Source organism: Streptomyces hokutonensis, from assembly GCF_042751305.1.
GTDB lineage: Bacteria > Actinomycetota > Actinomycetes > Streptomycetales > Streptomycetaceae > Streptomyces > Streptomyces hokutonensis_A.
This window is the reverse complement of the sequence record NZ_JBHYWD010000001.1, coordinates 923,259-949,486: the sequence shown is the minus strand read 5'-3', so window position 1 is coordinate 949,486 and position 26,228 is coordinate 923,259. Positions and strand designations below refer to the sequence as shown.

Below are 26,228 nucleotides of genomic sequence, written 5' to 3'. Positions count from 1 at the left end.
GCGCGCGCCACCCGAGTCACCAACCCGCGGGGGGTGTCTCGCTCCCGTGGGGGTGGGGGGCGCGGGTGCCCGGCGGCGCGGGGGGGCCCCGGGTCCCCGGCACACCCCACCCCTCAGAAAGGCCCGATGATGACTGCCACAACCGCGGCCTCCCCCAAGGGCCGGCGCGGCGGCGCGCGCCGCCGCCGGTCGGCAGGGCCACTGTTCGTCGCACCCTTCATGGCACTGTTCCTGCTGCTCTTCCTCGCCCCGCTCGGCTACGCCGCCTATCTCAGCCTCTTCCAGGAACGCCTCATCGGCGGAACGGCGTTCGTCGGACTCGACAACTACGTCCGGGCCCTGGGCGACCCCCAGCTCATCCACGGTGTCGTACGGGTCGCCCTGTTCTTCGTGATCCAGGTCCCGCTGATGCTGCTGCTGGCGCTGCTGTTCGCGCTCGCCCTCGACAGCGGGCTGCTGCGGTTCGCCAAGGTGATCCGGCTCGGCATCTTCGTCCCGTACGCCGTGCCGAGCGTGGTCGCCGCGCTCATGTGGGGCTATCTGTACGGACCGGACTTCGGCCCGTTCGCCCAGCTGAGCCACGATCTCCATCTGCCGGCCCCGGCCTTCCTCAGCGACGGCTGGATGCTCGGGAGCCTGTCGAACATCGTGACCTGGGAGTTCGTCGGCTACAACATGATCATCCTGTACGCCGCGCTGCGTACCATTCCCGAGGAGCTGTACGAGGCCGCCGCGATGGACGGGGCGGGCGCCTGGCGCATCGCCTGGTCCATCAAACTGCCCGCTCTCAGGCCCGCGTTGATGCTCACCCTGCTCTTCTCGGTGATCGGCAGCTTCCAGCTCTTCAACGAGCCGAAGCTGTTGATGAGCATCGCCCCGGACGTGATCAGCAGTTCCTACACCGCCAACCTCTACGCCTACACGCTCGCGTTCACCGGACAGCAGGTCAACTACGCGGCCACGGTGTCCTTCCTCCTCGGCCTCGTCATCGTGATCGTCTCCTATGCCGTCCTGCTCACCGCCAACCGCAGGAGGACATCATGACGACCACCCTTCCCACGGCCGAGCTCGCTCCGCCGGCGAAGCAGGCTCCGGCCACCGCGGGGGGACGGCGCAGGAAGCGCCACAGCACCCCGCTGACGATCGCCATGCTGGCCGTCCTGGCGTACTTCCTGCTGCCGCTGCTGTGGCTGCTGGTCGCCTCGACCAAGAGCACCCAGGACCTGTTCAACACCTTCGGCCTGTGGTTCTCGCACGCCCCGCAGCTGCTGACGAACGTCAGGGCCACCTTCACCCAGGACGACGGTGTCTTCGTGCACTGGCTGCTCAACACGGTCATGTACGCGGGTGTCAGCTCGGTCGGGGCCGCGCTGCTCGCAGCGGCCGGCGGCTACGGGTTCGCCAAGTTCCGCTTCCGGGGCGACCGGGTCGCCTTCAACCTCGTCGTGGGCGCGGTGATGGTCCCGGCCACCGCGCTGGCGATCCCGACCTATCTGCTGTTCGCCAAGGCGGGCCTGGTGAACACCCCTTGGGCCGTCATCCTGCCGTCCCTGGTCAACCCGTTCGGCCTCTATCTGATGCGCGTGTACGCCGAGGACGCCGTGCCCGACAGCATCCTGGAGGCCGCCCGGATCGACGGCGCCGGCGAGGCGCGGATCTTCTTCCGGATCGTGCTCAGGCTGCTCGGCCCCGGACTGGTGACCGTCCTGCTGTTCACGCTGGTGGCGACCTGGAACAACTACTTCCTGCCGCTGATCATGCTCAACAACCCGAACCTGTACCCCGTCACCGTCGGCCTCTCCTCCTGGGCGGCGCAGGCCCAGAACGGCGGGGCGGGCTCCAGCAGCGACATGCTCGCGCTGGTGGTGACCGGCTCCCTGATCTCGATCGTCCCGCTGGTCGTGGCGTTCCTGATGCTCCAGCGGTACTGGCAGAGCGGCCTGGCGTCCGGCGGCGTCAAGCAGTAGCGCGCGTCCGCGTCCCTCGTACCACTTCCCGTTTCCCCGGAGGTTTCCCCCCATGGCGGCTCTGCCTGCCCGTGTCCTGTTCGGTGCCGCGTACTACCACGAGTACTCGCCCGCCTACGGCTCCACCGCGCGGCCCGAGGAACAGCTCAAGACCGACCTGGACCTGATGGCCGAGGCGCACTTCACCGTGATCCGGGTCGGCGAGTCGGTCTGGTCGACCTGGGAGCCCGAGAACGGCCGGTTCGAACTCGACTGGCTGCAACCGGTGTTGGACGGCGCCCACGAGCGGGGCATCTCCGTGATCATCGGCACCCCGACCTACGCCGCCCCGCAGTGGCTGGTCCGCCTCTACCCGGAGATCACCGCCGAGTACGCCACCGGGCAGCGGCTCGGCTGGGGCGCCCGCCAGGAGATCGACTTCACCCACCCCGCGTTCCGTTTCCACGCCGAGCGGCTCATCCGTGCGATGGTCGCCCGGTACGCCGACCACCCGGCGGTCATCGGCTGGCAGGTGGACAACGAGCCGGGCCTGCACCTCCTCCACAACAACGGCGTCTTCCAGCGCTTCGTGGACCATCTGCGGGAGAAGTACGGCGACGTCGAGACCCTCAACCGCGAATGGGGACTGGTCTATTGGTCCCACCGCCTGTCCACCTGGGCCGACCTGTGGACCCCGGACGGCAACGAACAGCCCCAATACGACGTCGCCTGGCGGGAGTTCCAGGCCCGCCAGGTAACCGAGTTCATCGGCTGGCAGGCCGACCTCGTCCGCGAGTACGCGCAGCCGGGCCAGTTCGTCACCACCTGTATCTCCTACACCCGCCAGGGAGTCGAGGACGACGAACTGTCGGACCGCCTCGACATCGCCTCCGGCAACCCGTATTACGACATGCAGGACGGCCTCCTCCTGCCCGACCCCACCCCTGACGACCACGAGCAGCAGTGGAAGACCACCGGGGTCTGGTCGATGTACCAGACCGCCGACTGGATGTTCTCCTCGCGCCAGGAGCCGTTCCTCGTCACCGAGACCAACGCCCAGAGCATCGGCTTCCCGTGGGACAACCGGCCCGGCTACGACGGCCAGTGGCGCCAGGCCGCCTGGGCGCATGTCGCGCGCGGGGCCCGGATGATCGAGTACTGGCAGTGGCAGACCCTGCGCTTCGGCGCGGAGACCTACTGGGGCGGAGTTCTCCCGCACAGCGGGCTGCCCGGCCGTACGTATGCCGAAATCGCCCGTCTGGGCGCGGAGTTCGACACGGCGGGCCCGCTGGTCGCCGGCCTTGAGCCGGACGCGGACATCACGATGGTCTACTCGATGCCGAGCAAGTGGCTGATGCAGAAGTACCCGCCGCTCGCGAACGCCGAGGGCGAGCCGGACCCCGCCGCCTATCACCGGTTCTTCGACCCCTTCTACCGGGGCGCCTTCGATGCGGGCCGCCAGGTACGCATCGTCCACGCCCGCCAGTTGCACGATCCGCGCGGCGAGCGGGACGGCATGACACCGGAGGAAGCCGTACAACGCCATCCGGTTCTCGTCGCCCCGGCCCTGTATGTCGTCGACGACTCCACGCTCGACTGGCTGGAGGCGTACGCCCACGCCGGCGGCCACCTGGTCCTCGGTCCGCGCACCGGTTACGCCGACCACGAGGCACGGGCCCGCCACGAGCCCGCGCCCGGACGGCTCGTCGCGGCGGCGGGCGTGCGGTACGACGAGTTCGGCAATCTCTCCCAGGACGTGCCGGTCCGCGCGGTGCCCGGCGGCCCGTTCGAGGTACCCGCAACCGCCAATGCCACACGGTGGATCGAGGGCCTCACGGCCCTGGACGCCGAGGTCCTCGTCGCCTACGAGCACCCGCACTACGGCCGCTGGCCCGCGGTGACCACCCGTAGCCACGGCGCGGGCCGGATCACCTGCGTCGGTACGGCGCCGGACCGTGACCTCGCCCGGGCGCTGGCCGAGTGGCTGTCCCCGGCCGCGACCAGCGGCTGGCGGCACCTCCCCGCGACCGTCACGGCGACCACCGGGACCGCGGCCGACGGCCGCCGTGTCCACATCGTCCACAACTGGAGCTGGGAGCCCGCGAGCGTCCTCTCCCCGGCGGACCTCACCGACGCACTGGCCGGCGATGCGGTCGTCGCCGGCTCGGCCCTGGACCTCGGCGCCTGGGACGTACGCGTCCTCGTCTCCGCGACAGCCACCCGATCGTGAACCGACTCCCCTGAGGAGGGGCCATGCAGAGAAGACGGCTTGGACGAGCCCTCGGAACCTTTGCCGCTACATCCGCGATCCTCGCCATACCCATGGTCAGTGCGCAGGCGTACAACCCGACGGGCGGGACCCTCTACCAACTCGGCAGCGATGCCTGCCTGAAGGGGCGCGGCAACTGCGCGATCTACCCGAAGTCGGCGCAGCTGCCGAGCGGCCGGCTCGTCGCGTCCTTCGAGAAGTCGACGGTCGTGACGGCGTCGGGCAGCGCCGACGGGCAGACCCTCCCGGTCTACAAGAGCGACGACGAGGGCACGAGCTGGCAGCCGCTGTCGGAGGTCAAGGCTCCGGCGTACCTCTCCAAGGATCCCCGGTACGCGAAGTACACGAGCAACTGGACCAACCCCTACCTCTACGTCCTTCCGCAGAAGGTCGGCAGCCTCAAGAAGGGCACGCTGCTCCTGGCGAGTGTCGTGTCGGGCGACGACTACTACTACAAGGAGCACAAGGCGGCCGACCCCAGCTGGACGCCGAACAACGACGGCGACCGCAAGGACCTGGCGATCGCCCTGTATTCGAGCGCCGACGACGGCAGGACCTGGAAGGTGGTCAACGTCATCGCCACCGGTGGGTGGCAGGGCGGCAGCGCGGGCGCCATCGGCCAGAACGTCGCGAGCGCCAACACGGACAAGCAGGTCGACCCCCTGTGGGAGCCGTACCTGATGGTCTACAAGGGCAAGCTCGTCTGCTACTACTCCGACGAGAACGACTACACGGGCTTCGACCCGGTCACCGGTGTCCCGACGCTCGACCCCGCCAATGACACCGCCGCCGACTCGCACGGTCAGATCCTCGTCCACAAGACCTGGGACGGCGGCGACGGCACGTGGAGCAACCCGGTCGTCGACATCTCCGGTGCCGGCCAGGACATGGGCGGCGGCAAGACGGAGATCGGTGGCGGACGGCCGGGCATGACCAATGTCGTCCCCACGACGGACGGCCGCTGGATGCTGACGTTCGAGTACTGGGGCGGCGGGGCCAACACCAGGTACGCGATCGCCGACGACCCCCTGAAGTTCTTCCGCGGCACACAGACCGGCATGTCCGTCGGCTCGCTGCCCGTCGTCGCGGGTTCCCGCCCGCTCCCGGGCGGCGGCAGCCCGGTGATCGTCCGGCTCCCCGACGGACGCCTGGTCTACAACGCGGCGGGCAGCGGCGACGTCTGGGTCGACGAGAGCGGGCGCAGCGACGGCGTGTGGACCGAGTACCAGACGACCTCTCCGGCCGGCTACAGCCGCAATCTCCAGTACGTCGACGGCACCGGCCGCGTCGCGATCCTCAACAACCAGGGCACGTCCACCATCGCCTACGCCGAGGTCGACCTCGGGGACTCGGACGGCGCCTACTACAAGCTGGTGAACCGCAGGACCGGCCAGGTGATCGGCACCGGCAACAGGACCAACGACGCCAACCTCGGCAACGGGAACGTGCCCGACGTGGTCCTGGAGGACCCCGGCGCGGCGGCCGACCCGGACACCCAGTACTGGCACGTGGTGACCGAACCCAACGGCGGCACGACCCTGCTCAACAAGTCCGGCGGCAGGGCGGCCGCCATCTGGACGGGCAACGCGACGGCCGGCCAGAAGATCGGCCAGTGGGTGGACAACAGCACCACCGGCAGCTGGAACCTCGTCAAGACCGGCGACGGGTTCTACACACTGCAGTCCGTGAAGAACACGAGCCTGTACCTGACCGGCGCGACCGCCGGAGCGCAACTCACCCTGCAGACCGCGCTCACGGACGGCTCGCAGGACTGGAAGCTCGTCCAGTAGGCCCACCTGAGACAGGGCCTGGCCTCCGTCGGCCGGGCCCGACAGGGCACACCGAATCACCGATCAGCAGAAGGACGGCCGGTTGTGAACGCACCGCACGAGGACCGCGCGAACCTCGACACCTACGTCATCGGAGTCGACTACGGCACGTTGTCGGGGCGGGCCGTGGTGGTCCGGGTCGCCGACGGCGCCGAACTGGCCGTCGGCGAGCACCCGTAAACGCACGCCGTCCTGGACCGCGCCCTCCCCGACGGCACCCCGCTGCCGCCCGACTGGGCGCTCCAGGTCCCCGCCGACTACATCGACGTGCTGCGCATCGCCGTACCCGAGGCGCTGGCCCGTTCCGGCGTTCGCCCTGACCAAGTCGTCGGTATCGGCACGGACTTCACCGCCTGCACGGTCCTGCCGGTCCTCGCCGACGGCACGCCCCTGTGTGAACTGCCCCGGTTCGCGGGCCGCCCGCACGCCTCCGCCCCCGCACCTCCTGGCCCACCACTACACCCGCAAACACGGCCCCGACGCCTACTACGGCAACCCGGCCCCGGAGCCCGCCGCCTGACGGGCTCCGGATGCGGACTGTTCCTCTTCGCTATTCCCGTGTCACCGCATAGCCGGAGACGGACGGCCAGCGAACCGTCAGCACGACGGATTCCTCTTCCGCGAACCAGGAATGGTCGACTCCGGGGCCCCAGACGACGTAGTCCCCCTGCTGTTCCAGAAGAACGCCACGTTCCGGGAATTCGACACGGAACCGGCCGCTGACGAGCACGAGAAGAGCGGTCCGCTCGTCACCTCTCACCCACTCCAGCCGTTCGTCACCCTTCGGATGGACACCCCACTTGACCTCGACGGCGTCGCTGTGACGAGGGTCACCGGCACCCTTGAAATGCCCGAGGAGCCAACCCCTGTCCAGCGCCGCGTCCTTGCCCGCGTTTCCCACATATATGTTTCCGCTCACAGCTCATCATTTCGCACCTCCACGTAAGTCCGCACACCGTGCGCGTCCGTGATGTCGATGACGATGCCCGTCCACTCCTCGACAGGCTCCTCGAACACCTCAGCCGTCCGATAGGCGGCCGACGTCAGGAGTTCCGGGGTCACCCGCACTCCGGTGAGGCGCTCGGTCAGTGCGAAGACCGCCGCTTTGCGATCGGCACGGGAAATGTCTTCGTCGGTGAGGCCGAGACCGACCTGGCAGATGAGGGAATTGAGTTCGTCCGTAGTGCTGCCCGTTCTGACCCTGGGCCATTCGAAGCCGGTGCGCAGCTCACCGTTCTCGTACCAGTGGAAGAACTCCATGGGCTTCCCGCCATTACTCGCATGGGAGACGACACGGGTCCCGGCCGAAAGGGTTTCCATGAAACCGGACGAACCCAGATCCCCACCGAGGGCCAGAGCGAGGGTCCATTCCCCTTCGTCGCCCGGGACGGTGCACACTCCCGCGAGGACGCAGGCGTCCCAGCCATCGGATTCGCAGAGGAACGCCTCGTGCTGCTCGCTCAGTTCGTCGAGCCCCGCGCACACGCCCCTCCCCTCCGCTTCCGCCAGGGCGAGCAGCTGCGCGGGGGACACTCCCCGCACCAGAACCAGCGTGTACCCGCTCTCCAGCGCATAGCGGAACGGTGAGGTCGCGGAACGTATCCAGCCGTAGTCGGCCGCGGTGGCTGTGGTCATGGAGTGCATGCTGCCGGCCGCCGCTGACACCGGGCCCGGCCCGATCGGTCCGACCGCCGATCCCCGATCGTGGGCGAACACCCCCGACCCGCCAGTAGGGTAGGGAAGCCGCGGCCTCCCCACCAACACCCGTTCCTGCAAAGGGACATGGGCCGCAGCGGTCGAGTCGGTCTCACTGCGTGAGGATGAAACAACAGGTGCTGATAGCGGGCCGGTACCGGCTGCACGTCGCCATCGGACGCGGCGCGATGGGCGAGGTCTGGCAGGCGTACGACGAGGTGGGCGGCAGACCCGTGGCCGTCAAACTCCTGCACGCCCAGAACTCCGAACCCACCGCCGCCGCCCGCTTCCGGCTGGAGGCGCAGACGGCGGGCCGGCTCAGCCATCCCCATGTGGTCGGCGTCCTCGACTTCGGCGAGCAGGAGGGCCGGCTGTTCCTGGTGATGGAACTGGTCCAGGGCGACAGCCTCTCCCATGTGCTCGCCCAGGCGGGTTCCCTGCCTGCCGAGCAGGTGGCCCGCATCGCCGCCCACTCGGCCGCCGGGATGGCCGCCGCGCACGAACAGGGCATCGTGCACCGGGACATCAAGCCCGGCAACCTGCTCCTCGACGCCGACGGGTCGGTGAAGATCGCCGACTTCGGGATCGCGCAGTTCATGAACGACCCCGGCGGCGCGCTCACCGCGACCGGCCAGATCGTCGGGACGAGCCTGTACATCGCCCCCGAGCGTGCCCTCGGCCGGCCCGCAGGACCGCCGTCGGACGTCTACTCGCTCGGCTGTGTGCTCTACCAACTCCTCGTCGGACAGCCGCCGTTCCGCGCCAGTAGCGCCATCGCCGTCCTCCATCACCACCTCGACACGCCCCCCGTACCGCCACGGGAGCTGGGCGTCGGTCTGCCGCCCGCCTTCGAGAACTACCTGCTCGGGCTGCTCGCCAAGCGGCCCGAGGACCGCCCCACGGCGGGTCAGGCGGCCAACTGGTTCGCCGGCGGCGCCTGGAAAGGACATCCCGAGCCCCTCCCCGCAGCCGCGCCGCCTCCGCAGCCGGCGCCGCGTGCGACCCCTCGGGCGACGTTCGGCGAGCCCAGGGCGAACACGGCTTCCGGTTCCGTGACCACGTACGCCTTCCCGACCTCCGCCACCACCGCTCCGGCCCACGGTTCGCGGCGCCGCCCGCGCGAGGGGGTCCGCACCACCGCAGGACGCCGGTCGGGGACATCGCGCACTTCGCGGACGGTGGGCACCGTAGCCGCCGTGCTGATCTTCCTCGGGGCAGTGCTGGTCGGCGTGGCGCTGTTCTCGCCCGATCACAGCTCGGCGGACACACCGGGGACGAACCCGTCCGGCGCCGCAAGCCCCTGACCCACCGACCGGCCCGTACGCGTCAGCGCGCGGGCCGGTTGTCCTGTTCGAGCAGTCCTGGTTCCTCGATGCAGTCGAGCAGGAACGGCACCAATCCCCATTCCAGCAGGGCGAGTTCCCACTCCTCCTGTATCCAGCCGCCCTCGGCCGTTCCCTCGCCGGGCGACGCGTCCTCCGCGGCCGGGCGGTCGTGGGCCGGTGCCTTCCACGACCAGACGAGGTCGCCCACGATCGCCCCGGCGGCGACGGCACCGACGATCAGACCCGCCGTCATCACGCCGTCGCCGACGTACGGCCGCCCGACAAATGCCCGCAGCGCGAAGCCGAGCGCCAGCAACGCGACCGCGACGACGGCCACGAAGGCGAGCGCGGCCATCAGCCAGCCACCGCCCCGCTTCCCGGCCGTGACCGGTGCGCCGGTGTCCCCGCGGGCATCCTGCCGGCCGCCGGCCTCCACGTACTCGCGGTACTCGGCGGCGGCCGCCTCGGCGATCGCGGCCCGCTCCCGCAGCGCGCGCGTCCGCAGACGCTCACGGTCGAGCTTCCCGCAGGACCGGCCCAGCGCCTCCCTGACCCGCCCGGAGTCCAGCGCCCGGCACAGCAGCCGTTCGAAAGCCGGGCCGGCGTCCGGCCCGGATTGCCCTGGATCCCGCATGGGTCTCCCCCGATGAATGAATGCCCGCGGCAGCGGGAGCCGACCGCGCACACGTGAGTGGTCAGGGGAGGCGAGTGTAGTGGCTCCGGCTTACGGGACCGTGAGAGGGACGTTCGACCTGTGGCGGCGCCCCAGAGCCGCAGAGCACCGTCTCACCGTCCGGACCACGCGGGGCTGTCCGGCGGATCTTGTCCGATGGTCGCCAGCAGGCGGCCGACCAGGGGATTCCGGTCGTTCTTGCGCCAGGCGACAGCCACTCGGGTGCGGGAGGTGCCGGGGTCGATCCTGCGGAAGGCGACGCCCTTGAGGCGGATGCGTCGGATGCTCGCCGGAGCCAGGGAGACTCCCAGACCGGTCTCCACGAGGGCGCAGACGGTCTGCCACTCCACCGCGTGCTGGATGATCCGCGGTGCGAACCCCGCCGCGGTGCACAGGCCGACGATCTGGTCGTACAGGGTCGGGCCGACCGCGCGGGGCAGCAGCACGAAGGGCGAGTCCGCCAACTGCGCGAGCCGGACGGTCCGTTGGGCGGCCAGCGGATGGGTGGACGGCAGCACGGCGACGAAGGGCTCGCTGAGCACCGTGGCGAAGCCGAGCTCTGTCTCCTCGGTGGGAGGCTCCCGCAGCAGGCCGATGTCGATGGTCCTGTCGTGCAGGGCGGCGAGCTGGGGAGCGGTGGTCATCTCGTGGATGTCCAGGTCCACGCCGGGGAACCGGTCGCGGAAGGTGCGCAGCAGGCCGGGCAGGACCGTCAGTGCGAGGGAGGCGGCGAAGCCGATCCGCAGCCGTCCGGCCCGGCCACCGCCGACGGCCCTGGCCGCGGCCAGCCCGTCCGCGAGATCGGTGAGTGCCCGCCGGGCGGCGGGCAGCAGTTCACTGCCGGCCGGGGTCAGGGCGACGCGCCCCGGGGCGCGGGTGAACAGCTCGTGGCCGACCTTGTCCTCCAGGCGGCGGATCTGCTGGCTCAGCGGCGGCTGGGCGATGCCCAGGCGGGCGGCCGCGTGGCCGAAGTGGAGTTCCTCCGCGAGCACGACGAAGGCGTGCAGCTGCGGCAGGGGAAGTTCGGGGCGTTCCATACGCGCAGAGATATCAGATCATGCAAGTGGCCGTATTAGACGTATCGGTGACGGCCACTTAGCGTTCGGCGCATGACAGAGCGACGCGCGATCCTCGACGGCTCGGCCTTCGAGGAGCGGATCGGCTACGCCCGTGCCGTGGTCGACGGTGACCGGGTGCATGTGTCCGGGACGACCGGGTTCGACTACACCACCATGACGATCTCCGACGACGTCGTGGAGCAGGCCGAGCAGTGCCTCCGCAACATCGGGGCCGCGCTGGCCGAGGCGGAGTGCACCTTCGCGGACGTGGTGCGGGTGCGCTACCTGCTGCCCGACCGCGCGGACTTCGCACCTTGCCGGCCGGTCCTGCGCCGCTGCTTCGGCGACGTTCGGCCCGCCGCCACGATGCTCGTGTGCGGTCTCTCGGATCCGCGGATGAAGATCGAGATAGAGGTGGACGCGCGGCGGCCCACCCCGCCCCTCCCGGAAGCGACCATCGTGCCCGTCGTGCCCGTCGCGGCCCATGAACCCCCTTACTACGCGGCCGTCTTCACCACGGTGCGCACCCAGGACCAGAGCGACTACGGCGAGACCAGCGCGCACTTGGAAGAGTCGGTGAAGAACGTCCCCGGCTACCTGGGGATGGACCACGCGCAGACTCCTGGCGGGCTGGGCATCACCGTCAGCTACTTCCGTGATGCCGACGCGCTCAAGGAGTGGCGGACCGACGTCGAGCATCGCGCGGCGCAACAGCGCGGGCGGGACCAGTGGTACGAGGCGTACACGCTGCATGTGGCGAAGGTGGAACGCAGCCGTGGATTCGGGAGGTCATGAGTGGAATCACGTCGCCGCGAGGGACCCGTGTCGTTGACGGGTGCGTGTCGCCTGCCGTTGCGCGGCTCTCTACAGCTTTGAGGCGGCCGCGGTTGCGACGGCCGCGGCCAGGGGGTCGCGAACGGGGTGGCCGAGGAGGTCGGCGAGGTCGGGGCCGGTGTCGGCCAGGAAGCCGTGCCGGATGCCGGTCGCTATCGAGGCGAGCATGGGCGGTTGGAACGGCAGCAGTTGTGGCATCTCGTCGAGCAGCCTGCGCCGGTACTCGCCGATGCCGATGGCGCGGTGCGGGACTCCGAGCCGGTCGGCCACGTGCGCTGCCGTGACGGGTGTGCCGGTCAGATCGTAGGTGTGCCCGGTGTGTTGGGCCGGATCAGCGGCGACGACCGCCGCGGCCTCGGCGAGGTCCGCGCGGGCGACCGCGGCCAGGGCGCCGTCGCCGAACGCGGACTCCAACCCGTCCTCGGCCCACGTCATCAGGCCGCCGAAGAGCTCGGCGTAGAGACCGTTGCGCAGGATCGTCCACGGCAGGCCGCAGGCCCGCACGAGCCGTTCGGTCGCGCGGTGGGCCAGGGCGAAACCGAGATGGTCACCGGCTCCGGTGAGGCTCGTGTAGACGACATGCCGGACGCCGTCTCGGGCCGCGGCATCCAGGACGGCCGCGTGCCGGCCGATGACCTGGTCGTCCTCGGCGTATCCGGCGGAGATCAGCACCAGGGTCGACACACCGGCGAGATCCATGCCCGAGCTGTCGTCGAAATCGAGCCGCCGCATCCCTTCGCCGGGAGTGCGGCTGCCGCCCGTGGCGTTCGCACCGCGCGTGCGCAGCTCCGCGAGAGTGGCCGAGCCGAGGTTCCCGTTCGCTCCGGTCACCAAGATCATGTCAGTCACGGTCTTCCGTAGTGGTTCTCTTCGGTAACTAGGCTTGATCCTGATCCGCCCGTACACCGGCCACAAGGAGGCACTTCGATGTCACCCACGCACACCGGGGTAACCGCCGCACCCGCCGACCTCGATCCCTGCGGGCGGGAGGATCACCCGGACTGCGGGATCCGCGACGTCCTGGACCGCATCGGGGACAAGTGGTCGGTGCTCGTGATCGTCGAACTCGCCGGCGGGCCACGCCGATTCCGCGCACTGCAACGGGCGATCGACGGCATCTCCCAGCGCATGCTCACCCTCACCGTGCGCAGGCTGGAACGCGACGGGCTCGTCCTGCGCACCGTGTACCCGACCGTCCCGGCCCAGGTCGACTACCGCCTGACCGGGACCGGGGCGGGCCTGACCCACCTGGTGAAGGCGCTCGCCGACTGGTCCCTCACCCATCGTGCCGTCATCGCCGAGGCGCGACACGAGTACGACCGGACCCACCCCGACCACGACATCCGATAGCGAGGACCGCCGGCGGCTTGCTGCGGCCGACCCGGCAACGGTCGGGAGGGCTCCCCGGAGGCGGGAAGCCCTGCGTCAGTTCCGCTCCTTCTTGGGAAACACGTACTCGTCCAGGATCAGACCGACGGCGACGGCCGCCGGGATGGCGACGAGGGCGCCGATGATGCCCAGGAGCGCCCCGCCGACCAGTACCGCGAGGACCGTGACCAGCGGGTGGACGTCGACGGCGAACTTCATGGCTCTGGGCACGATGAGGTAGTCCTCGGCGACCCGGAAGACGATGTAGAAGACCGCGGTCGCGATCGCGATGGGCAGGGACACGGACAGCGCGACCAGGCTGACGACGATCCCGGCGAGCGTGGAACCCACGATCGGGATCAGGTCCATCAGAGCGGTGAAGACGCCCAGCGCGGCGGCGTACGGGACACCGGTGGCCGCGCACCAGCCGAAGGTCGCCACGCCCGCGATCCCCGAGGTGGCGAGGTTGCCGAGCATGAACTTCCCGATCCGGTCCATGATCTCCTCGGCCACGCCCGCGACGCGCTCACGCCGGCTGACCGCCACGAAACGCAGGCCGAACTGCTTGATGGCCGGCAGGGCCGCCATGCAGTACAGGGTCACCGTGATCACGATCGCCGTGGACGTGACCGTACTCAGGACCACCTGCCCGGCACCCAGGACGCCCCCCGCCAGACCGGACGCCCCGCCTCCCGAAGCGATCTGCTCCTTGGCCTTCTCGACCAGGTGGAAGCGGTCCTCCAGGCGGCCGATCGTGGACTGGTGATTGTGGACCTGTTCCAGCCAGCCGGGCACGGCGTCGACCAGTGCGCTGATCTCCTTGGCCACCGGCGGAATCACCAGGGCCAGGAATCCGGCGAGGACAAGGAGAAACCCGGTCAGTACGACCGCGACGGCCCAGCCGCGCCGCAGACCCCGGCGCGTGCACCACACGACCAGCGGTTCCAGGCTGATCGCGATGAACACGGCCAGCAGGAGCAGGGTGAGCATCGAGCTGACCCGCAGCACGGTCTGCACGGCGAGCCACGCCAGGCTCGCCCCCAGTCCCAGCGCGAACCCCACCGTCACCCACGACCGTCTGCGCCCGCCGCCCGGATCTCCGGGTGGCGGCCGCCGAGACTCCTGTACGGCGTCCGACGGGCCGGAGCCGTTCACGCCGACCCCTTCCGGGTCACCGTGCTCGTCCCGGGCGGACTCGGGCTCCGACTGCGCGGACATCACGACCACTCTCCTCGACGGCCTCGAATGGGCGGGGGTGTCCCGGGTACCCAGGCATTCGGCTCGTACCGCGACCGCGTGGCGCGTCGTGGGCCGACCGGGGCTTGGAACCGTTGAACGCTGGGCCGACATCCGTTCCCTTCAGGCAGGAGCCGAACGCCGTGACCGATCTCGACCCCTTCACCGACCTGCTCGACTACCCGATGTACGTCGTGACCGCCGAGGCCGACGGGGAGCGAGCCGGCTGCCTGGTCGGATTCGCCTCGCAGTGCTCGATCCGGCCCGCCCGGTTCATGGTCTGGCTGTCCAGGGCCAACCGGACCTACCGGGTCGCCGAGCGGGCCGAACGGCTCGCGGTCCATCTCCTCGGGCGCGACCAGGACCGGCTGGCCCGGCTCTTCGGCGGGGAGACCGGCGACCGTACGGACAAGTTCACCGAGGTCCCGTGGCACCGGGGACCGGCCGGATCACTGATCCTCGACGAGGCACCCGCCTGGTTCGTGGGCCGTGTGGAGAACCGAGTGGACGGCGGCGACCATGTGGGTTTCCTGCTCGCTCCTGAGGCGGCGGAGAACCTCGTGGGCGACCGCGCGACTCTGCTGACGCTCCACGACGCCCACGGCATCACGCCCGGCCATTCGGTGGACTGAGCAGCCTCCCTGCCCGAGCCGGCGCGGTCGCCTGCGCCGAATCACCCCTCCAAGACCCGCCGCTGCCGCTCCCGACCCCGGGCCGGTGGATCGTGTGTGGTCGTGGAACCACTCCAGACGGCGCGGGTTGGCGATCGCGGGAGGCGACGGGCCGTCACTCCCCCGGCTTGTCCTGGCGCTGTTTGCCGCCGGGGAGCATGTCCTGGACCTTTGCCTTCAGGCCCTGGCGGATCATGCCGACACGGTCGCTGTCGCCCTTGAGGACGGAGGAGGCGGCGGCCTCGATCTGTTCGAGCGTGGCGTGCGGCGGGATCGGCGGTACGGCGGGGTCGGTGCGGAAGTCGATGACGAACGGCCGGTCGGCGGCGAGCGCCCGCTGCCAGGCGTCCTCCACGTCCCCAGGCTTCTCGACCCGTACCCCGTCGAGGCCGATCGAGCGGGCGAAGTCGGCGTACGGCACGTCCGGGAGGGCCTGGGAGGGCAGGAACTGCGGGGCGCCGGCCAGGGCGCGCATCTCCCAGGTGACCTGGTTCAGGTCCTGGTTGTTGAGGACGGCGACGATCAGCCGCGGGTCCTCCCACTCGGGCCAGTACTTGGCGGCCGTGATGAGTTCGGCCATGCCGTTCATCTGCATCGCCCCGTCCCCTACGATCGCCAGCGCGGGCCGGTCGGGGTGGGCGAACTTGGCGCCGATGACGTACGGCACGCCGGGTCCCATGGTGGCGAGGGTGCCGGACAGGGAGCCGCGCATGTTTCCGCGCATCCGCAGGTGCCGTGCGTACCAGTTGGCGGCGGAGCCGGAGTCCGCGGTCAGGATGATGTCGTCGGGCAGGAGCGCGTCGAGGGTGTGCACGACGTACTCGGGGTTGATCGGGTCCGCGTCCACGGCGGCCCGCCGCTGCATGACGTCCCACCAACGGGCCGTGGCCATCTCGGTCTTCTTGCGCCACGAGCCGTGCTTCTTCCGCTTCAGCTGCGGCAGCAGGGCCCGCAGCGTCTCCTTCGCATCCCCGACGAGGTTGACCTCGAAGGGGTAGCGCAGCCCGATCATGAACGGGTCGATGTCGATCTGGACGGCGCGGGTCTGCCCGAACTCCGGCAGGAACTGGGTGTACGGGAAGCTGGAGCCGATCACGAGCAGGGTGTCGCAGTCCCGCATCATCTCGTAGGAGGCGCGGGTGCCGAGCAGACCGATCGATCCGGTGACGTACGGCAGATCGTCGGGCAGGGCGTCCTTGCCGAGCAGCGCCTTGGCCACCCCGGCGCTGAGCACCTCGGCGATCTCCTCCACCTCGGCCCGGGCACCGCGCGCGCCCTGCCCGATCAGGATCGCGACCTTCTCGCCCTCGTCCAACACCTCGACGGCACGCGCGAGTTCGGCCGCGGGCGGGACCGGCGCGGAGTGCGTCAGGCCGAGGCTGGACGGCACCATCTTGAAGGCGTGGGTGGGCTCCGAGTAGGTCAACTCCTGTACGTCGGCGGGGATGATGACCGCCGTCACGGTGCGCTTGGCGTACGCGGTGCGGATGGCGCGGTCGATGACGTTGGGGAGTTGCTCGGGGACAGTCACCATCTCGCAGTACGCGGAGGCGACGTCCTTGTAGAGGCTCAGCAGGTCGACCTCCTGCTGGTAACTGCCGCCCATGGCACTGCGGTTGGTCTGTCCGACGATCGCCACGACCGGGACGTGGTCGAGCTTCGCGTCGTAGAGCCCGTTGAGGAGATGGATCGCGCCGGGGCCCGAAGTCGCCGCGCAGACACCGACCTTGCCGGAGAACTTGGCGTAGCCGACGGCCTCGAACGCGGACATCTCCTCGTGCCGCGACTGCACGAACTTCGGTTTGTTGTCGGAGCGGCCCCAGGCGGCGAGGAGGCCGTTGATGCCGTCGCCCGCGTAGGCGAAGACATGGTCGACATCCCACTCGCGGAGCCGCTGGAGAACGTAGTCGGACACCTTGATGGACACGGGAGTTCCTTTCATCGCGCTGATTTCCGGTTGCGCGGAGCGCCTGCTCCAGGGCGCGTACGTCCGGCCCCGTCACCGATCCGCCGCCTCGGTCACCATCGGCTCCCCTCTGTGAGCGCCCTGACGCGGAGGACCACCCGGATGCCTTCGACGGGTTCCCGGTGATCGGGGCGGCTAACGTCCGACCCTGGTGGAACGGTGCCGATCCGGTACGTCCGCGGCTGCTGGAGTCGGGCTGCGGATCGCCGCCTTCTACCGGACGTACCTGGAGGAGCTGCTGGGCGACCCCCCACCGATGAGTTTTCGGCGGTCGTGCGGTCTACCTGTCGACGAAAGGAGCGCACCGTGCGCGAGATCATCGTTTGTACGTTTCTGACGCTGGACGGCGTCATGCAGGCGCCGGGCGGGCCGGACGAGGACGCGGAGAGCGGCTTCGAGCACGGCGGCTGGCAGAAACCGGTGGACGACGACGAGGTCGGCGCGGCCATCGCCGGCTGGTACGAGGGCTCCGAGGCGATGCTGCTCGGGCGCAAGACGTACGAGATCTTCGCGTCGTACTGGCCGACCGCCGATCCCGGCAACCCGTTCACGGACCGGATGAACGGCATGCACAAGTACGTGGCGTCCCGGACCCTGACGTCGGTCGAGTGGCAGAACTCCACGCTGCTGGAGGGCGACACCGTAGATGCCGTGCGCGAGCTGAAGGCGTCCGACGGCGGCCCGATCAACGTCGTCGGCAGCGGTGACCTCGCCCAGACCCTGATGCGGCACGGCCTCGTCGACGAGTACCGGCTGACCATCCACCCGGTGATCATCGGCACCGGCAAACGGCTGTTCGCCGACGGCGCCATCCCCACCGCGCTGGAGCCGGTCAGCGTCTCTACGACGAAGGGCGGCACCGTCGTCGGCGTCTACCGGCCGAACGGCAGGCCCAGCTACGACAGTTACTAGACGGCGCGCGGTGCCGCGGCGCGCGAACGGTGTTCAGCCTCGGAGGCCGATCGCGGCGCAGGCCGTCGCGTACTTCGGGGTGCAGATGTCCTTGACGGAGTAGACGCCGTCCGCGATCACCGTGTCCTTGATGTTGTCCTTGGTGAGGGCGACGACCGGTACCAGCATCGCGGGGATCTTCTTCTCGGTGGGACTGTCGACCGTGTCCCGGGTCAGCGCGTCGAACTGGATGTCGCGGCCCTGGACCTTGTACACCGCCATCTCCGCGGCGCGGGTGGCCTCCTCCAGGAACGGCTTGTACACGGTCATGTACTGCTCGCCGGAGACGATCCGCTGGACCGCGTCCAGGTTCGCGTCCTGGCCGGTCACCGGCGGGATCTTCGTGGCACCCGCGTCCTTGAGGGCCTGGATGACGGCGCCCGCCAGGCCGTCGTTGGCCGCGTAGACGGCGGCGATGTCGTCGAGGCCGACCGCCTCGATCGCCTTCTTCATGTTGGCCTCGGCGACCTTCGGCGACCACCCGGTGGTGTCGTACTCCTTGGCTGTCCGGACCTTGTTCTCGAGTTCGCTGAGAGCGCCCTGCTTGAACCTGGCGTAGTTCGTGTCCTCGGGGTCGCCGTTCATCATGACGATCCTGCTGGTCGCCGCCTTGCTGCCGAGCGCCTCGAGGATGGCGCGGCCCTGGACCTCGCCGACGAGTTCGTTGTCGTGGGAGACGTAGGCGGCGATCGGGCCCTGGGCGAGGCGGTCGTAGGCGATGACGGGGATGCCGGCGTCCTTGGCCTTCTGGACGTCGGGGGCGATGGCCTTGGCGTCCAGCGCGTCGACCAGGATGACGTCGACCTTCTGGTCCACCATCTGCCGGAACTGCCGGCTCTGCTTGTCCTGGCCTGCCTCGGCGTTGGCGTAGACCACCTTGCCCTTGCCGTGGGTGAGGGTGGCGACCTCCTTCTTGATGACGGGGTGGTCGAAGTCCTCGAAGCGTGCGGTGTCCTTGTCGGGCAGGAGCAGCCCCACCGTGATGTCGTCGCCCTTCTCGGGCGACGCGGAACTGCCGCTTCCCCCGATGCCGTCGATGGCACCGCACGCGGTGAGCACGAGGGCCGACGCCGAGGCGGTCAGGGCTGTGGCGAGGCGACGCACGGGGATGTGGCACAGGACAGGAGCGCTCACGTCAGGAGCCTTCCGGGTAAAAGGAGAGCGGGTGGCTGAGTGACTTTCGCGCGGCGCACCGGGCCGTGTCCTTGAGGAACTGCTTCCTCCACGACCTCCGACCGTCACGGGTGCACTTCCGCCACGCGGACCGGGCGGTGTTCACGCCGGGATGGCGTGTGCGTGCCTTCAGTCGATGGCGCCGATGACGTTCTGGTCCCAGTCGATGACGGACCCGGTGACCACTCCGCTGCGCTCGGAGAGCAGGAAGACGACGAAGTCGGCGATCTCGTCCGCCCGGCCCAGGCGGCCCATGGGCAGGCTCTTCCCGGCCTGTTCCCGCCAGTCGTCGCCGGCGCCGTGGAAGGACGATCGTCCGGGCCGCCCCAATCACCGGTCACCGGGATCACTTCCCTGAGCCGGCCGTACGGGCCGTCTCGATGCGGGTCCTCCGCTGGGACGCTGCACCACATTTCAAGCTACTGCCGCGTCCAGAGCACCTGAACGTCAACTGGCAGACGCCTTGGCGCAACCTTCCGGTGTTCTGACGTGTCCACGTAGCGTGCTGACGATACGCAGAACATGGCGAACAGCGGCAGCCGCCGCTTTCGCGACCGCCGCCATGGCGGTCGCGACCCCGGCCGCGCACGCCGCCGCAACGACGCTCGTCCTGGACGCCCAGGAGAACTACTACCTCCCCGCCGGGGGCGAGGGCCCGAACCTGGGCCTCGGCATCACCGCCTCGGGCGGGGACGCCCATGACGTCTCGGTCGCGGTCGACGCGTCGTCCCTCGCCGGGAAGGCGACGATGGTGGTCACGGGGGACTGCGTGAGCACCGGCACCCTGAAGGTGAGGTGCGACGTGGGCCCGCTGTCGGGCAAGGAGTCGATCGATCCGTTCCTCCTGAAGCCCACCGCGGCCGCCAAGGCGGGCGACACCGGCGCCATCACCTACACCGCCACCGCCTCCGACGCGGCCACCGTGACGGGGAAGACGGACGTCCTGGTCGGCGGGCCGAAGCTCGCCGCCCGGCCCTACCCGGCGCTGAAGGGCATCGCGCCCGGCGCCGTCTTCGAGCGCACCCCGGCCTTCGCCAACACCGGTACAGCCCCCACCGACAAGGGCGTCATCCTGCTGGTGCAGGACTCCGAAGGCGTCTCTCTCGCCCATGACCACTCCAACTGCCACTACTCGGACCGCCCCGACGTAGGCGCCTGGTGCCGGTTCGACACCCCGGTCGCGCCCGGCGCGGCCTACGAGACGGACGTGCCGCTGCGCTACACCGCCTCCCCGGACACGATGTACGGCTACAACTCCTACGTCGTGTGGCCGGTCGGCGGCACCGCGCCCGGCTCCTTCGACCCGTCCGACTTCCCCGGGACCGGCACCGGTACGCCGCTCGGCCTGAAGCCCGTCGCCTCCGGCTCCGGATTCACCGGCTCCGGGTACGGCACCTTCGCCACCACCCAGCACGCCGACTTCCAGGCGCTCGGTGACACGGTCGAGGGCAAGGTCGGCGAGACGGTGAGCATCACCCTGGGCGTGCGGAACAACGGGCCGGGCTGGATGAACTTCCGGTGGATGGACGCCGACAACTCCGGCACGTTCGTGGTGACCCCGCCCGCCGGCACCACCATCACCGGCGCGCCCAGTCCCGGCGAACAGGGCGACCCCGGTCCGCTGTGGAACTGCACACCGCGCAAGGCCGGCGCGAAGAGCTACACCTGCGACATCGCCAGCACGGACTTCAAGCCGGGCGCCTCCGTGACCCAGGAGTTCACGGTGCGGATCGACAAGGTCGTCCCCGGCGCGACCGGCAGCGTGCGGGCGGTGGGGAACCCCGAGTACCCCAACCGTGACGACGACACGGCCAACGACACCGCGGCGATCGCGGTGAAGGCCACCGGCTCGGCGACGTCCAGCCCCTCGCCCAGCGCCTCCGCCTCCCCGTCGGCCACGGCCACCGCGAGCCCGTCCGGCTCCGGGGCGGGAACCAGCGGCGGGACGACGACCGGCGGCGGGCTCGCCGCCACGGGCGCGGACGGAGTCCTGCTGCGGGCGGGCAGCGCCGCCCTGCTGGTGGCGGGCGGCGCGCTCGTGTTCCTGACGGCGAGGAGGTCGCGGACGCGGGGCGGCCGATGAGGCCACCGCCCCTGCGTGGGTGGGGGGCGGGGCCCAAGCTCCGGCTGGGGCGCCTTGCGTCCGTTGACGAAGTCGGCTCAGGCCCGGGCATCCTTCTCGTCGACCTCGAATCTGCGTACCTCACTGCGGATGCGCGGGCCCCACTAGGTGAGGAGGGCCGTGATCTCCGGCGTGGCCACATGCCGGTCGAGGGCCTCCTGGGACGCCCACTGTTCGAGCACGGTGACGCTTCCGGTCGCCGCGTCCTCGACGCTGAACGAGATCATCACGTTCCCCGGGTTCGCGGCGGCGAGTGGGTACGACGTCGCCCGCGCCTCGGCGATGAACGTCCAGACGTCCTCGGCGGGGACGTGGACCCGGCCGACGATGATGACGGTCGTCCGGGCTTCGTCCTGAAGCGTGTTCGGCGTGTTCATCGGTGTGCCTCGCCGTTCCCCGTCCCTCGTGCGCGGTCAGGCGGCGTACTGGTAGGCGGAGTAGGTGAGATAGCCCGTGTCGCCGCCCTGGTAGTACGTGGCCTGGTCGGCGGGTGCGAGCGGCAGGCCGGTGCGGAGCCGTTCCACCAGGTCGGGGTTGGCGAGGAAGGCGCGGCCGAAGCTGATCAGGTCCGCGCCCAGGCCGAGCCAGTGGTCGGCGGCGGCCCGGTCGGTCTGCTTGGGGCCCATCGGGAGCACCGGGTTGACGACCAGATTGCCCGGCCACGCGTGGCGCAGCCCGACCAGCACCTCCTCCTCGGCGGTCGCCTCCAGGTGGACGTAGGCGAGGTCGAAGCGGGCGAGTTCGGCGAGCAGAGCCGCGTACAGTTCCGGCACTTCCCTCTCCTCGACGCCCCAGAAGGTGCCGCCGGGGGAAAGCCTGATCGCGGTGCGGGCCGCGCCCACCGCGTCGACCGTGGCGGCGACCGCCTCTACGGCGAAGCGGATGCGGTGGGCGATGGGGCCGCCGTAGGAATCGGTGCGCAGGTTGGCGTTGGACGACAGGAACTGTGAGATCAAGTAGCCGTTCGCGCCGTGCAGTTCGACTCCGTCGAAGCCGGCGTCGACGGCGCGGCGGGCGGCCTCGGCGTACGAGCGAGCCTGTTCGGGCACCTCGGAGAGGTCCAGGGCGCGCGGGAGCGGCGCCGGCTGCGGCCCCGTCGGGGTGAACACCTCGCCGGTCGCGGGGACGGCGGACGGTCCGACCGGCTGGAGGCCGGTGGTGTCGGGGTGCGAGACCCGGCCGCCGTGCATGATCTGGGCGAAGATCCGCCCGCCGTTGGTGTGCACGGCGTCGGTGACGGGCCGCCAGGAGGCCACCTGGTCGTCGGCGTACAGCCCCGGGGTGCCCGGGTTGGACTGCCCGACCAGACTGGGTTGCACTCCCTCGGTGACGATCAGTCCGGCGCTGGCCCGCTGGGCGTAGTAGACCGCCATGGACGGGGTGGCGAGGCCCCCGGCCGCGGCCCGGCCCCGGGTCATGGGAGCCATCACCAGTCGGTTGGGCAGCTCCAGACCGCCGAGGCGGTGACGGTCGAACAGCGTGGTCATGCGGCAACTCCTTCGTACGTTCCGTACCGAAGACCCGGGGAGAACGGGCCCGACCGGTACGCTAAAACCTGACATCAATGTGAGATGCAAGTCCTGAACCCACGTCACCATCAGGAGAGTTGAGATGCGGATCGGCGAACTCGCGGCGCGCACCGGAGTGAGTGTCCGTTCACTGCGCTACTACGAGGAGCAGGGGCTGCTCGTCAGCGTCCGTAGCGGCGGCGGGCAGCGGCACTTCACGGAGGACGCCATCGAGCGGGTCGACTTCATCCAGCGCCTGTACGTGGCCGGGCTGTCCAGTCGCACCATCCTCGAACTGATGCCGTGCCGCTACGCGCCCAGCGACGAGAACTCCGACGCCGCGCTGGAACGCATGGCCCAGGAGCGCGACCGACTCTCCGCCCACATCACGGAGTTGCTGCACACCCGCGACTCACTCGACAACCTGATCACCGCGGCCCGAACCGACCGCGACAGGCGCCGAACCGCGGCGTGAGCATGCGTGGACGGGCTCGCCGGCCGGACCCTCTCCGTCGAGACGGGCTACGGAGATGATGTTCAGCCGAGGAACGCGTGGCCCCGGGGCGCGCAGCCGCGGTCGTTCGCGACACGCTCCGCGATCCAGCGGTCGGGTACGTCACCGGCCACGCATCGGCATCGGCACCCCGACTGATCCGGCGTTGCCCCTCGAACTGTTGCTCCCGGCACGCTGGGCGGCATCGGCGAGTACCTTCTCGCGCACGGTGGCGCAGGAGTTGCTGATCAGCCGGGAGACGTGCATCTGGGAGACACCGAGCTGTTCCGCTATGCGGCTCTGCGTCATACCGCGGAAGAAGCGCAGGTAGAGGATGGTGCGTTCGCGCTCGGGCAGGGTGCACAGGGCCGGCTTGACCGCCTCCCGGTCGACGACCAGGTCGAATCCGGCGTCCCACTCCCCCAGCAGGTCGGCGAGCGTCACCGCGGCGTCCTCGCCCGGCGACTCGGCGTCGAGCGAGAGGGCGGCGTAGCTGTCCAGCGCCTCCAGACCGGCGCGTACGTCCTCCTCGTTCAGCTGCGCGCACGCGGCGATCTCGGCGATGCACGGGCGCCGCTCCGCACCCGTCGCGGACAGGTCCTGGAGGGCGCCCCGCACCCTGTTGCGGAGTTCCTGGACGCGCCGTGGGACGTGCAGGGCCCACATGTGGTCGCGGAAGTGGCGCTTGATCTCGCCGGTGACGGTCGGGACGGCATAGCTCTCGAAAGCGTGACCGCGATCGGGGTCGTAGCCGTCGACGGCCTTGACGAGGCCGAGCGCGGCCACCTGGCGCAGGTCCTCGAAGGGCTCGCCCTTCCCCCGGTAGCGGCCGGCGATACGGTCCGCCATGGGCAGCCAGGCCCGGACGAGTTCGTCGCGCAGGGCGTCCCGTTCCGGTCCGTCCGGCAGGTGCGAAAGGCGTGCGAAGGCCGTGGCGGTGCGCGGTGCGTCGTCGTGCGGATGGCGCTTCCTGGTGACTGTGTCCGTGGTGCTCACAACGCCCTCCAGGGGTCGTCGACCGGACGGTCCCCATGGGAGCGAGCACACACTGAGCAGGCGGAACACACCCGCGATCCGGCGTACGCCGGCTCCCACGGACGTGCCTCCTGTCCGAAGCACTCGACTCTGCGCCTTCCCGCACCGCGCGTGCCGAAACAGGCGCGTGCCTACGACGGCACCGAGCCGGTCGACCGTGGCTGTCCGTCACGCTGCGCGTCGTGCTGCGCGAGCACGGAAAGCAGCGCTTCGACGGTCATCCCGGCTTCGGCCGGGTGCCGCAGGATGGTCCCCGGGACGATGCGGTACGCATTGGTCCGCCCCTCCCGGGTGTGGGAGAGATAGCCGGCCTCCTCCAGATCGGAAATGATCTTCTGGACCGCTCTCTCGGTGAGCCGGCACCGTGCGGCGATGTCCCGGATGCGGGTGCGGTGGTCCTCGGCGATCGCGGCAAGCACCCGGGCATGGCTGGTGAGGAACGTCCATCCTGTGTGCGTTTCGGTTACTCCACCCATGCAGCCCAGCATAGGGCGTGATGTTCACGCATCCAAAGACGCGAAACAGATTTCATGTATCTCTTGACGCGTTTCAGGGGCCGGATGAAACTTGTACCGGCAGAGGACAGACGAACGCTTCGGGAGCGACTGCCATGCCGGAACACGAGCCTTCCGGGGTTGACCCGTCGGCTTTCCTGCAGATCGTGACGCGTCCGGCCGGGGGCCGGACAGTCGTGGCGGTCTCCGGAGAGATCGACATCGACACGGAACAGACGATGCAACGCGCCCTGCGTCTGGCACTGGCCCGGTCGTCCCACGGCGTGGACCTCGACCTGGCCGGGGTCGGTTTCTGCGACTGTTCCGGTCTCAACGCCCTGCTCCGCGTACGCCGCATCGCCCTGGCGGACGGCAAGACGGTGACTGTCCGGACCGCGAGCCCGGGGGTCGAGCGACTGTTCGCCGTGACCGACACGTCATCGCTGTTCGCACCCGCCCCTGCCCCTGCCCCTGCCCCTGCCAACGGGGTGATCGTCCACGACCGGCACGACCATTCCGCGACGACGCACGACCGTACGGAGGAGAACGAGGTGTCCGACGAGGCCGAGGAACTGCGCCTCGAAGTCGTCCAGCTCAAGCGCGCCATGGTGACCCGGCCGGTCATCGACCTGGCCCGCGGAGTACTGATGGCCTCTTTCGGCCTCAGCGCCGAGGACGCCTGGAGTGTCCTGGTCGACGTCTCGCAGCACACGAACACCAAACTCCACCGGCTTGCCGAGGAACTCGTCGACTCGGTCAGCGGGCCACCGCTGGCCGACCATGTGAAGCAGCGGATCTCCACAGCCGTCGCCGAGGTCTCACGCCCGGCGTAGGACGGGCGTAGTGAACAAGGAGCGCGCCCGCCCCAGCGAGGCGAGGACTTCCAGCAAGACCCCGAAGGACCGGGTCACTCCATGTCGGCGAAGACGCTGGAGTCCAGTTGCCCAAGGAGGTCGGCCGGGTCCCGGTACACCGCGCGGGCACCGGCACTCTCCAGGTCGGCGCGCGGGATGCCGCCGGACAGCAGCGCCACCGGGAGCACTCCGTCCCGTTCCGCCGCCTTCATGTCCCAGACGGTGTCACCGACGAACACGGCCCGTTCGCTCGCTGCTCCCGCGAGTTCTCTCGCCTGTCGGACGGGGTCGGGTGCGGGTTTGCCGTCGGCGACGTCGTCCGCGCTGGCCGCTCCGAGGATGACGTCGTCCGCGTCGATGGCATGCCGCAGGGCGGAGAGTTCCGCGCCGCTCGCCGAGGTCGCCAGGACGATCGTCCAGCCCCGCCCGGCCAGGGCGCGCAGCAGGTCGCCCGCCGCGTCCAGCGCCGGGAGCCGCTCGAAGTACGTGGCGTACAGGGCGTGATGGGCCGCGATGAGCTGCTCGTCCTCGTCGGGATCGCGGTCGTCGCCGAGGAGGTGGTCCAGCAGGTCGCCGCCGCTGAGGCCCACGGCCCGGTGGATGTCCCGCGTGGGGACCCGGTGGCCCGCCTGCCGGAACGCCTCCCACCAGGTCACGACGTGCAGGTGGTTGGTGTCGACGAGCGTTCCGTCGACATCGAAGATCGCGGCACGTTTCGTGGTCATCGC

25 protein-coding genes and 4 pseudogenes are annotated in these 26,228 nt (G+C 70.1%); 15 read left to right on the top strand and 14 right to left on the bottom strand.

Annotation, left to right across the window (positions count from 1 at the left end):
• Positions 1-126 precede the first annotated feature (126 nt).
• From ACFXC1_RS04405 to araD, 6 genes and pseudogenes are all read left to right on the top strand, one after another.
• On the top strand, positions 127-1,044 hold the full coding sequence (locus tag ACFXC1_RS04405) for a carbohydrate ABC transporter permease (RefSeq protein ID WP_019068007.1): 918 nt from the start codon (positions 127-129) through the stop codon (positions 1,042-1,044).
• Positions 1,041-1,967, top strand: coding sequence for a carbohydrate ABC transporter permease (locus tag ACFXC1_RS04400; RefSeq protein WP_381238553.1), 927 nt, complete (start codon positions 1,041-1,043; stop codon positions 1,965-1,967). The genes ACFXC1_RS04405 and ACFXC1_RS04400 overlap by 4 nt, the downstream gene beginning before the upstream one ends.
• 52 nt (positions 1,968-2,019) lie before the next feature.
• Positions 2,020-4,176, top strand: a complete 2,157-nt coding sequence (locus tag ACFXC1_RS04395) for a beta-galactosidase (RefSeq protein ID WP_381238551.1) — start codon at positions 2,020-2,022, stop codon at positions 4,174-4,176.
• A 23-nt stretch (positions 4,177-4,199) separates the two neighbouring features.
• A complete protein-coding gene (locus ACFXC1_RS04390; protein ID WP_381238550.1) occupies positions 4,200-6,005 on the top strand; it encodes an RICIN domain-containing protein in 1,806 nt (601 codons plus the stop codon).
• A gap of 84 nt (positions 6,006-6,089) precedes the next feature.
• Positions 6,090-6,473 (top strand): annotated as a pseudogene (locus tag ACFXC1_RS04385) (ribulokinase); the annotation flags it as partial.
• Positions 6,466-6,564 (top strand): annotated as a pseudogene (gene araD / locus ACFXC1_RS04380) (L-ribulose-5-phosphate 4-epimerase); the annotation flags it as partial. The pseudogenes ACFXC1_RS04385 and araD, both read left to right, overlap by 8 nt.
• Positions 6,565-6,594: 30 nt before the next feature.
• On the opposite strand, the gene ACFXC1_RS04375 reads toward araD, so the two are convergent.
• Positions 6,595-6,963 (bottom strand): cupin domain-containing protein, encoded by a 369-nt coding sequence (locus tag ACFXC1_RS04375; protein WP_381238547.1) that lies wholly within the window; start codon positions 6,961-6,963, stop codon positions 6,595-6,597.
• Positions 6,960-7,679, bottom strand: a complete 720-nt coding sequence (locus tag ACFXC1_RS04370; protein ID WP_381238544.1) for a DUF6461 domain-containing protein — start codon at positions 7,677-7,679, stop codon at positions 6,960-6,962. Before ACFXC1_RS04370 ends, ACFXC1_RS04375 begins: the two co-directional genes overlap by 4 nt.
• Before the next feature lie 197 nt (positions 7,680-7,876).
• Between ACFXC1_RS04370 and ACFXC1_RS04365 the strand changes: the two genes are divergently transcribed.
• On the top strand, positions 7,877-9,043 hold the full coding sequence (locus tag ACFXC1_RS04365; protein WP_381239445.1) for a serine/threonine-protein kinase: 1,167 nt from the start codon (positions 7,877-7,879) through the stop codon (positions 9,041-9,043).
• Positions 9,044-9,065: 22 nt separating this feature from the next.
• On the opposite strand, the gene ACFXC1_RS04360 is transcribed toward ACFXC1_RS04365, so the two are convergent.
• Together ACFXC1_RS04360 and ACFXC1_RS04355 are read right to left on the bottom strand one after the other, a co-directional pair.
• Complete coding sequence (locus ACFXC1_RS04360; protein ID WP_381238542.1) at positions 9,066-9,698, bottom strand: hypothetical protein; 633 nt, start codon at positions 9,696-9,698, stop codon at positions 9,066-9,068.
• Positions 9,699-9,850: 152 nt separating this feature from the next.
• Positions 9,851-10,774 carry a LysR family transcriptional regulator gene (locus tag ACFXC1_RS04355; protein WP_381238540.1) on the bottom strand — a complete coding sequence of 308 codons (924 nt, stop codon included), beginning with the start codon at positions 10,772-10,774 and terminating at the stop codon, positions 9,851-9,853.
• A 72-nt stretch (positions 10,775-10,846) separates the two neighbouring features.
• Here ACFXC1_RS04355 and ACFXC1_RS04350 point away from each other — a divergent pair.
• Positions 10,847-11,224 (top strand): annotated as a pseudogene (locus tag ACFXC1_RS04350) (RidA family protein); the annotation flags it as partial.
• Positions 11,225-11,251: 27 nt separating this feature from the next.
• Positions 11,252-11,590 carry an antibiotic biosynthesis monooxygenase family protein gene (locus tag ACFXC1_RS04345; RefSeq protein ID WP_381239442.1) on the top strand — a complete coding sequence of 113 codons (339 nt, stop codon included), beginning with the start codon at positions 11,252-11,254 and terminating at the stop codon, positions 11,588-11,590.
• Between the two features lie 69 nt (positions 11,591-11,659).
• Here the strand turns inward: ACFXC1_RS04345 and ACFXC1_RS04340 are convergent, their stop codons facing one another.
• Positions 11,660-12,469 carry an NAD(P)H-binding protein gene (locus tag ACFXC1_RS04340; RefSeq protein WP_381238537.1) on the bottom strand — a complete coding sequence of 270 codons (810 nt, stop codon included), beginning with the start codon at positions 12,467-12,469 and terminating at the stop codon, positions 11,660-11,662.
• A gap of 87 nt (positions 12,470-12,556) precedes the next feature.
• Between ACFXC1_RS04340 and ACFXC1_RS04335 the strand changes: the two genes are divergently transcribed.
• The gene (locus ACFXC1_RS04335; RefSeq protein ID WP_381238534.1) at positions 12,557-12,979 is read left to right on the top strand and encodes a winged helix-turn-helix transcriptional regulator; all 423 of its coding nucleotides are present in this window, start codon (positions 12,557-12,559) and stop codon (positions 12,977-12,979) included.
• A 75-nt stretch (positions 12,980-13,054) separates the two neighbouring features.
• On the opposite strand, the gene ACFXC1_RS04330 is transcribed toward ACFXC1_RS04335, so the two are convergent.
• Complete coding sequence (locus ACFXC1_RS04330; protein ID WP_381238533.1) at positions 13,055-14,215, bottom strand: AI-2E family transporter; 1,161 nt, start codon at positions 14,213-14,215, stop codon at positions 13,055-13,057.
• Between the two features lie 161 nt (positions 14,216-14,376).
• On the opposite strand from ACFXC1_RS04330, the gene ACFXC1_RS04325 reads away from it, so the two are divergent.
• On the top strand, positions 14,377-14,865 hold the full coding sequence (locus ACFXC1_RS04325; protein ID WP_381238531.1) for a flavin reductase family protein: 489 nt from the start codon (positions 14,377-14,379) through the stop codon (positions 14,863-14,865).
• A 154-nt stretch (positions 14,866-15,019) separates the two neighbouring features.
• Here ACFXC1_RS04325 and ACFXC1_RS04320 read toward each other — a convergent pair whose 3' ends face one another.
• Positions 15,020-16,831 carry a thiamine pyrophosphate-requiring protein gene (locus tag ACFXC1_RS04320; RefSeq protein WP_381238529.1) on the bottom strand — a complete coding sequence of 604 codons (1,812 nt, stop codon included), beginning with the start codon at positions 16,829-16,831 and terminating at the stop codon, positions 15,020-15,022.
• Between the two features lie 345 nt (positions 16,832-17,176).
• Between ACFXC1_RS04320 and ACFXC1_RS04315 the strand changes: the two genes are divergently transcribed.
• Complete coding sequence (locus ACFXC1_RS04315) at positions 17,177-17,782, top strand: dihydrofolate reductase family protein (RefSeq protein WP_381238527.1); 606 nt, start codon at positions 17,177-17,179, stop codon at positions 17,780-17,782.
• Between the two features lie 33 nt (positions 17,783-17,815).
• Here the strand turns inward: ACFXC1_RS04315 and ACFXC1_RS04310 are convergent, their stop codons facing one another.
• Together ACFXC1_RS04310 and ACFXC1_RS04305 are read right to left on the bottom strand one after the other, a co-directional pair.
• On the bottom strand, positions 17,816-18,925 hold the full coding sequence (locus tag ACFXC1_RS04310) for a sugar ABC transporter substrate-binding protein (RefSeq protein WP_381239439.1): 1,110 nt from the start codon (positions 18,923-18,925) through the stop codon (positions 17,816-17,818).
• Between the two features lie 198 nt (positions 18,926-19,123).
• Positions 19,124-19,303 (bottom strand): annotated as a pseudogene (locus tag ACFXC1_RS04305) (SDR family oxidoreductase); the annotation flags it as partial.
• 253 nt (positions 19,304-19,556) lie between these two features.
• On the opposite strand from ACFXC1_RS04305, the gene ACFXC1_RS04300 reads away from it, so the two are divergent.
• Positions 19,557-21,077, top strand: a complete 1,521-nt coding sequence (locus ACFXC1_RS04300) for a hypothetical protein (RefSeq protein ID WP_381238525.1) — start codon at positions 19,557-19,559, stop codon at positions 21,075-21,077.
• A 143-nt stretch (positions 21,078-21,220) separates the two neighbouring features.
• On the opposite strand, the gene ACFXC1_RS04295 is transcribed toward ACFXC1_RS04300, so the two are convergent.
• Together ACFXC1_RS04295 and ACFXC1_RS04290 are read right to left on the bottom strand one after the other, a co-directional pair.
• Entirely contained in the window at positions 21,221-21,493 is a 273-nt protein-coding gene (locus ACFXC1_RS04295; protein ID WP_381238523.1) for a putative quinol monooxygenase, read from the bottom strand.
• A gap of 36 nt (positions 21,494-21,529) precedes the next feature.
• Positions 21,530-22,603 carry an alkene reductase gene (locus ACFXC1_RS04290; protein WP_381238521.1) on the bottom strand — a complete coding sequence of 358 codons (1,074 nt, stop codon included), beginning with the start codon at positions 22,601-22,603 and terminating at the stop codon, positions 21,530-21,532.
• Between the two features lie 124 nt (positions 22,604-22,727).
• Here ACFXC1_RS04290 and ACFXC1_RS04285 point away from each other — a divergent pair, with 124 nt between their 5' ends.
• The gene (locus ACFXC1_RS04285) at positions 22,728-23,099 is read left to right on the top strand and encodes a MerR family transcriptional regulator (RefSeq protein WP_381238519.1); all 372 of its coding nucleotides are present in this window, start codon (positions 22,728-22,730) and stop codon (positions 23,097-23,099) included.
• Between the two features lie 141 nt (positions 23,100-23,240).
• Here ACFXC1_RS04285 and ACFXC1_RS04280 read toward each other — a convergent pair whose 3' ends face one another.
• The gene (locus tag ACFXC1_RS04280; protein WP_381238517.1) at positions 23,241-24,113 is read right to left on the bottom strand and encodes a SigB/SigF/SigG family RNA polymerase sigma factor; all 873 of its coding nucleotides are present in this window, start codon (positions 24,111-24,113) and stop codon (positions 23,241-23,243) included.
• A 170-nt stretch (positions 24,114-24,283) separates the two neighbouring features.
• On the bottom strand, positions 24,284-24,628 hold the full coding sequence (locus ACFXC1_RS04275; protein ID WP_381238514.1) for a helix-turn-helix transcriptional regulator: 345 nt from the start codon (positions 24,626-24,628) through the stop codon (positions 24,284-24,286).
• Between the two features lie 134 nt (positions 24,629-24,762).
• Between ACFXC1_RS04275 and ACFXC1_RS04270 the strand changes: the two genes are divergently transcribed.
• Positions 24,763-25,479: an ANTAR domain-containing protein gene (locus tag ACFXC1_RS04270; RefSeq protein ID WP_381238511.1), complete on the top strand. Its 717-nt coding sequence runs from the start codon at positions 24,763-24,765 to the stop codon at positions 25,477-25,479.
• A 74-nt stretch (positions 25,480-25,553) separates the two neighbouring features.
• Here ACFXC1_RS04270 and ACFXC1_RS04265 read toward each other — a convergent pair whose 3' ends face one another.
• Entirely contained in the window at positions 25,554-26,225 is a 672-nt protein-coding gene (locus ACFXC1_RS04265; RefSeq protein WP_381238509.1) for an HAD family hydrolase, read from the bottom strand.
• Positions 26,226-26,228: the final 3 nt, after the last annotated feature.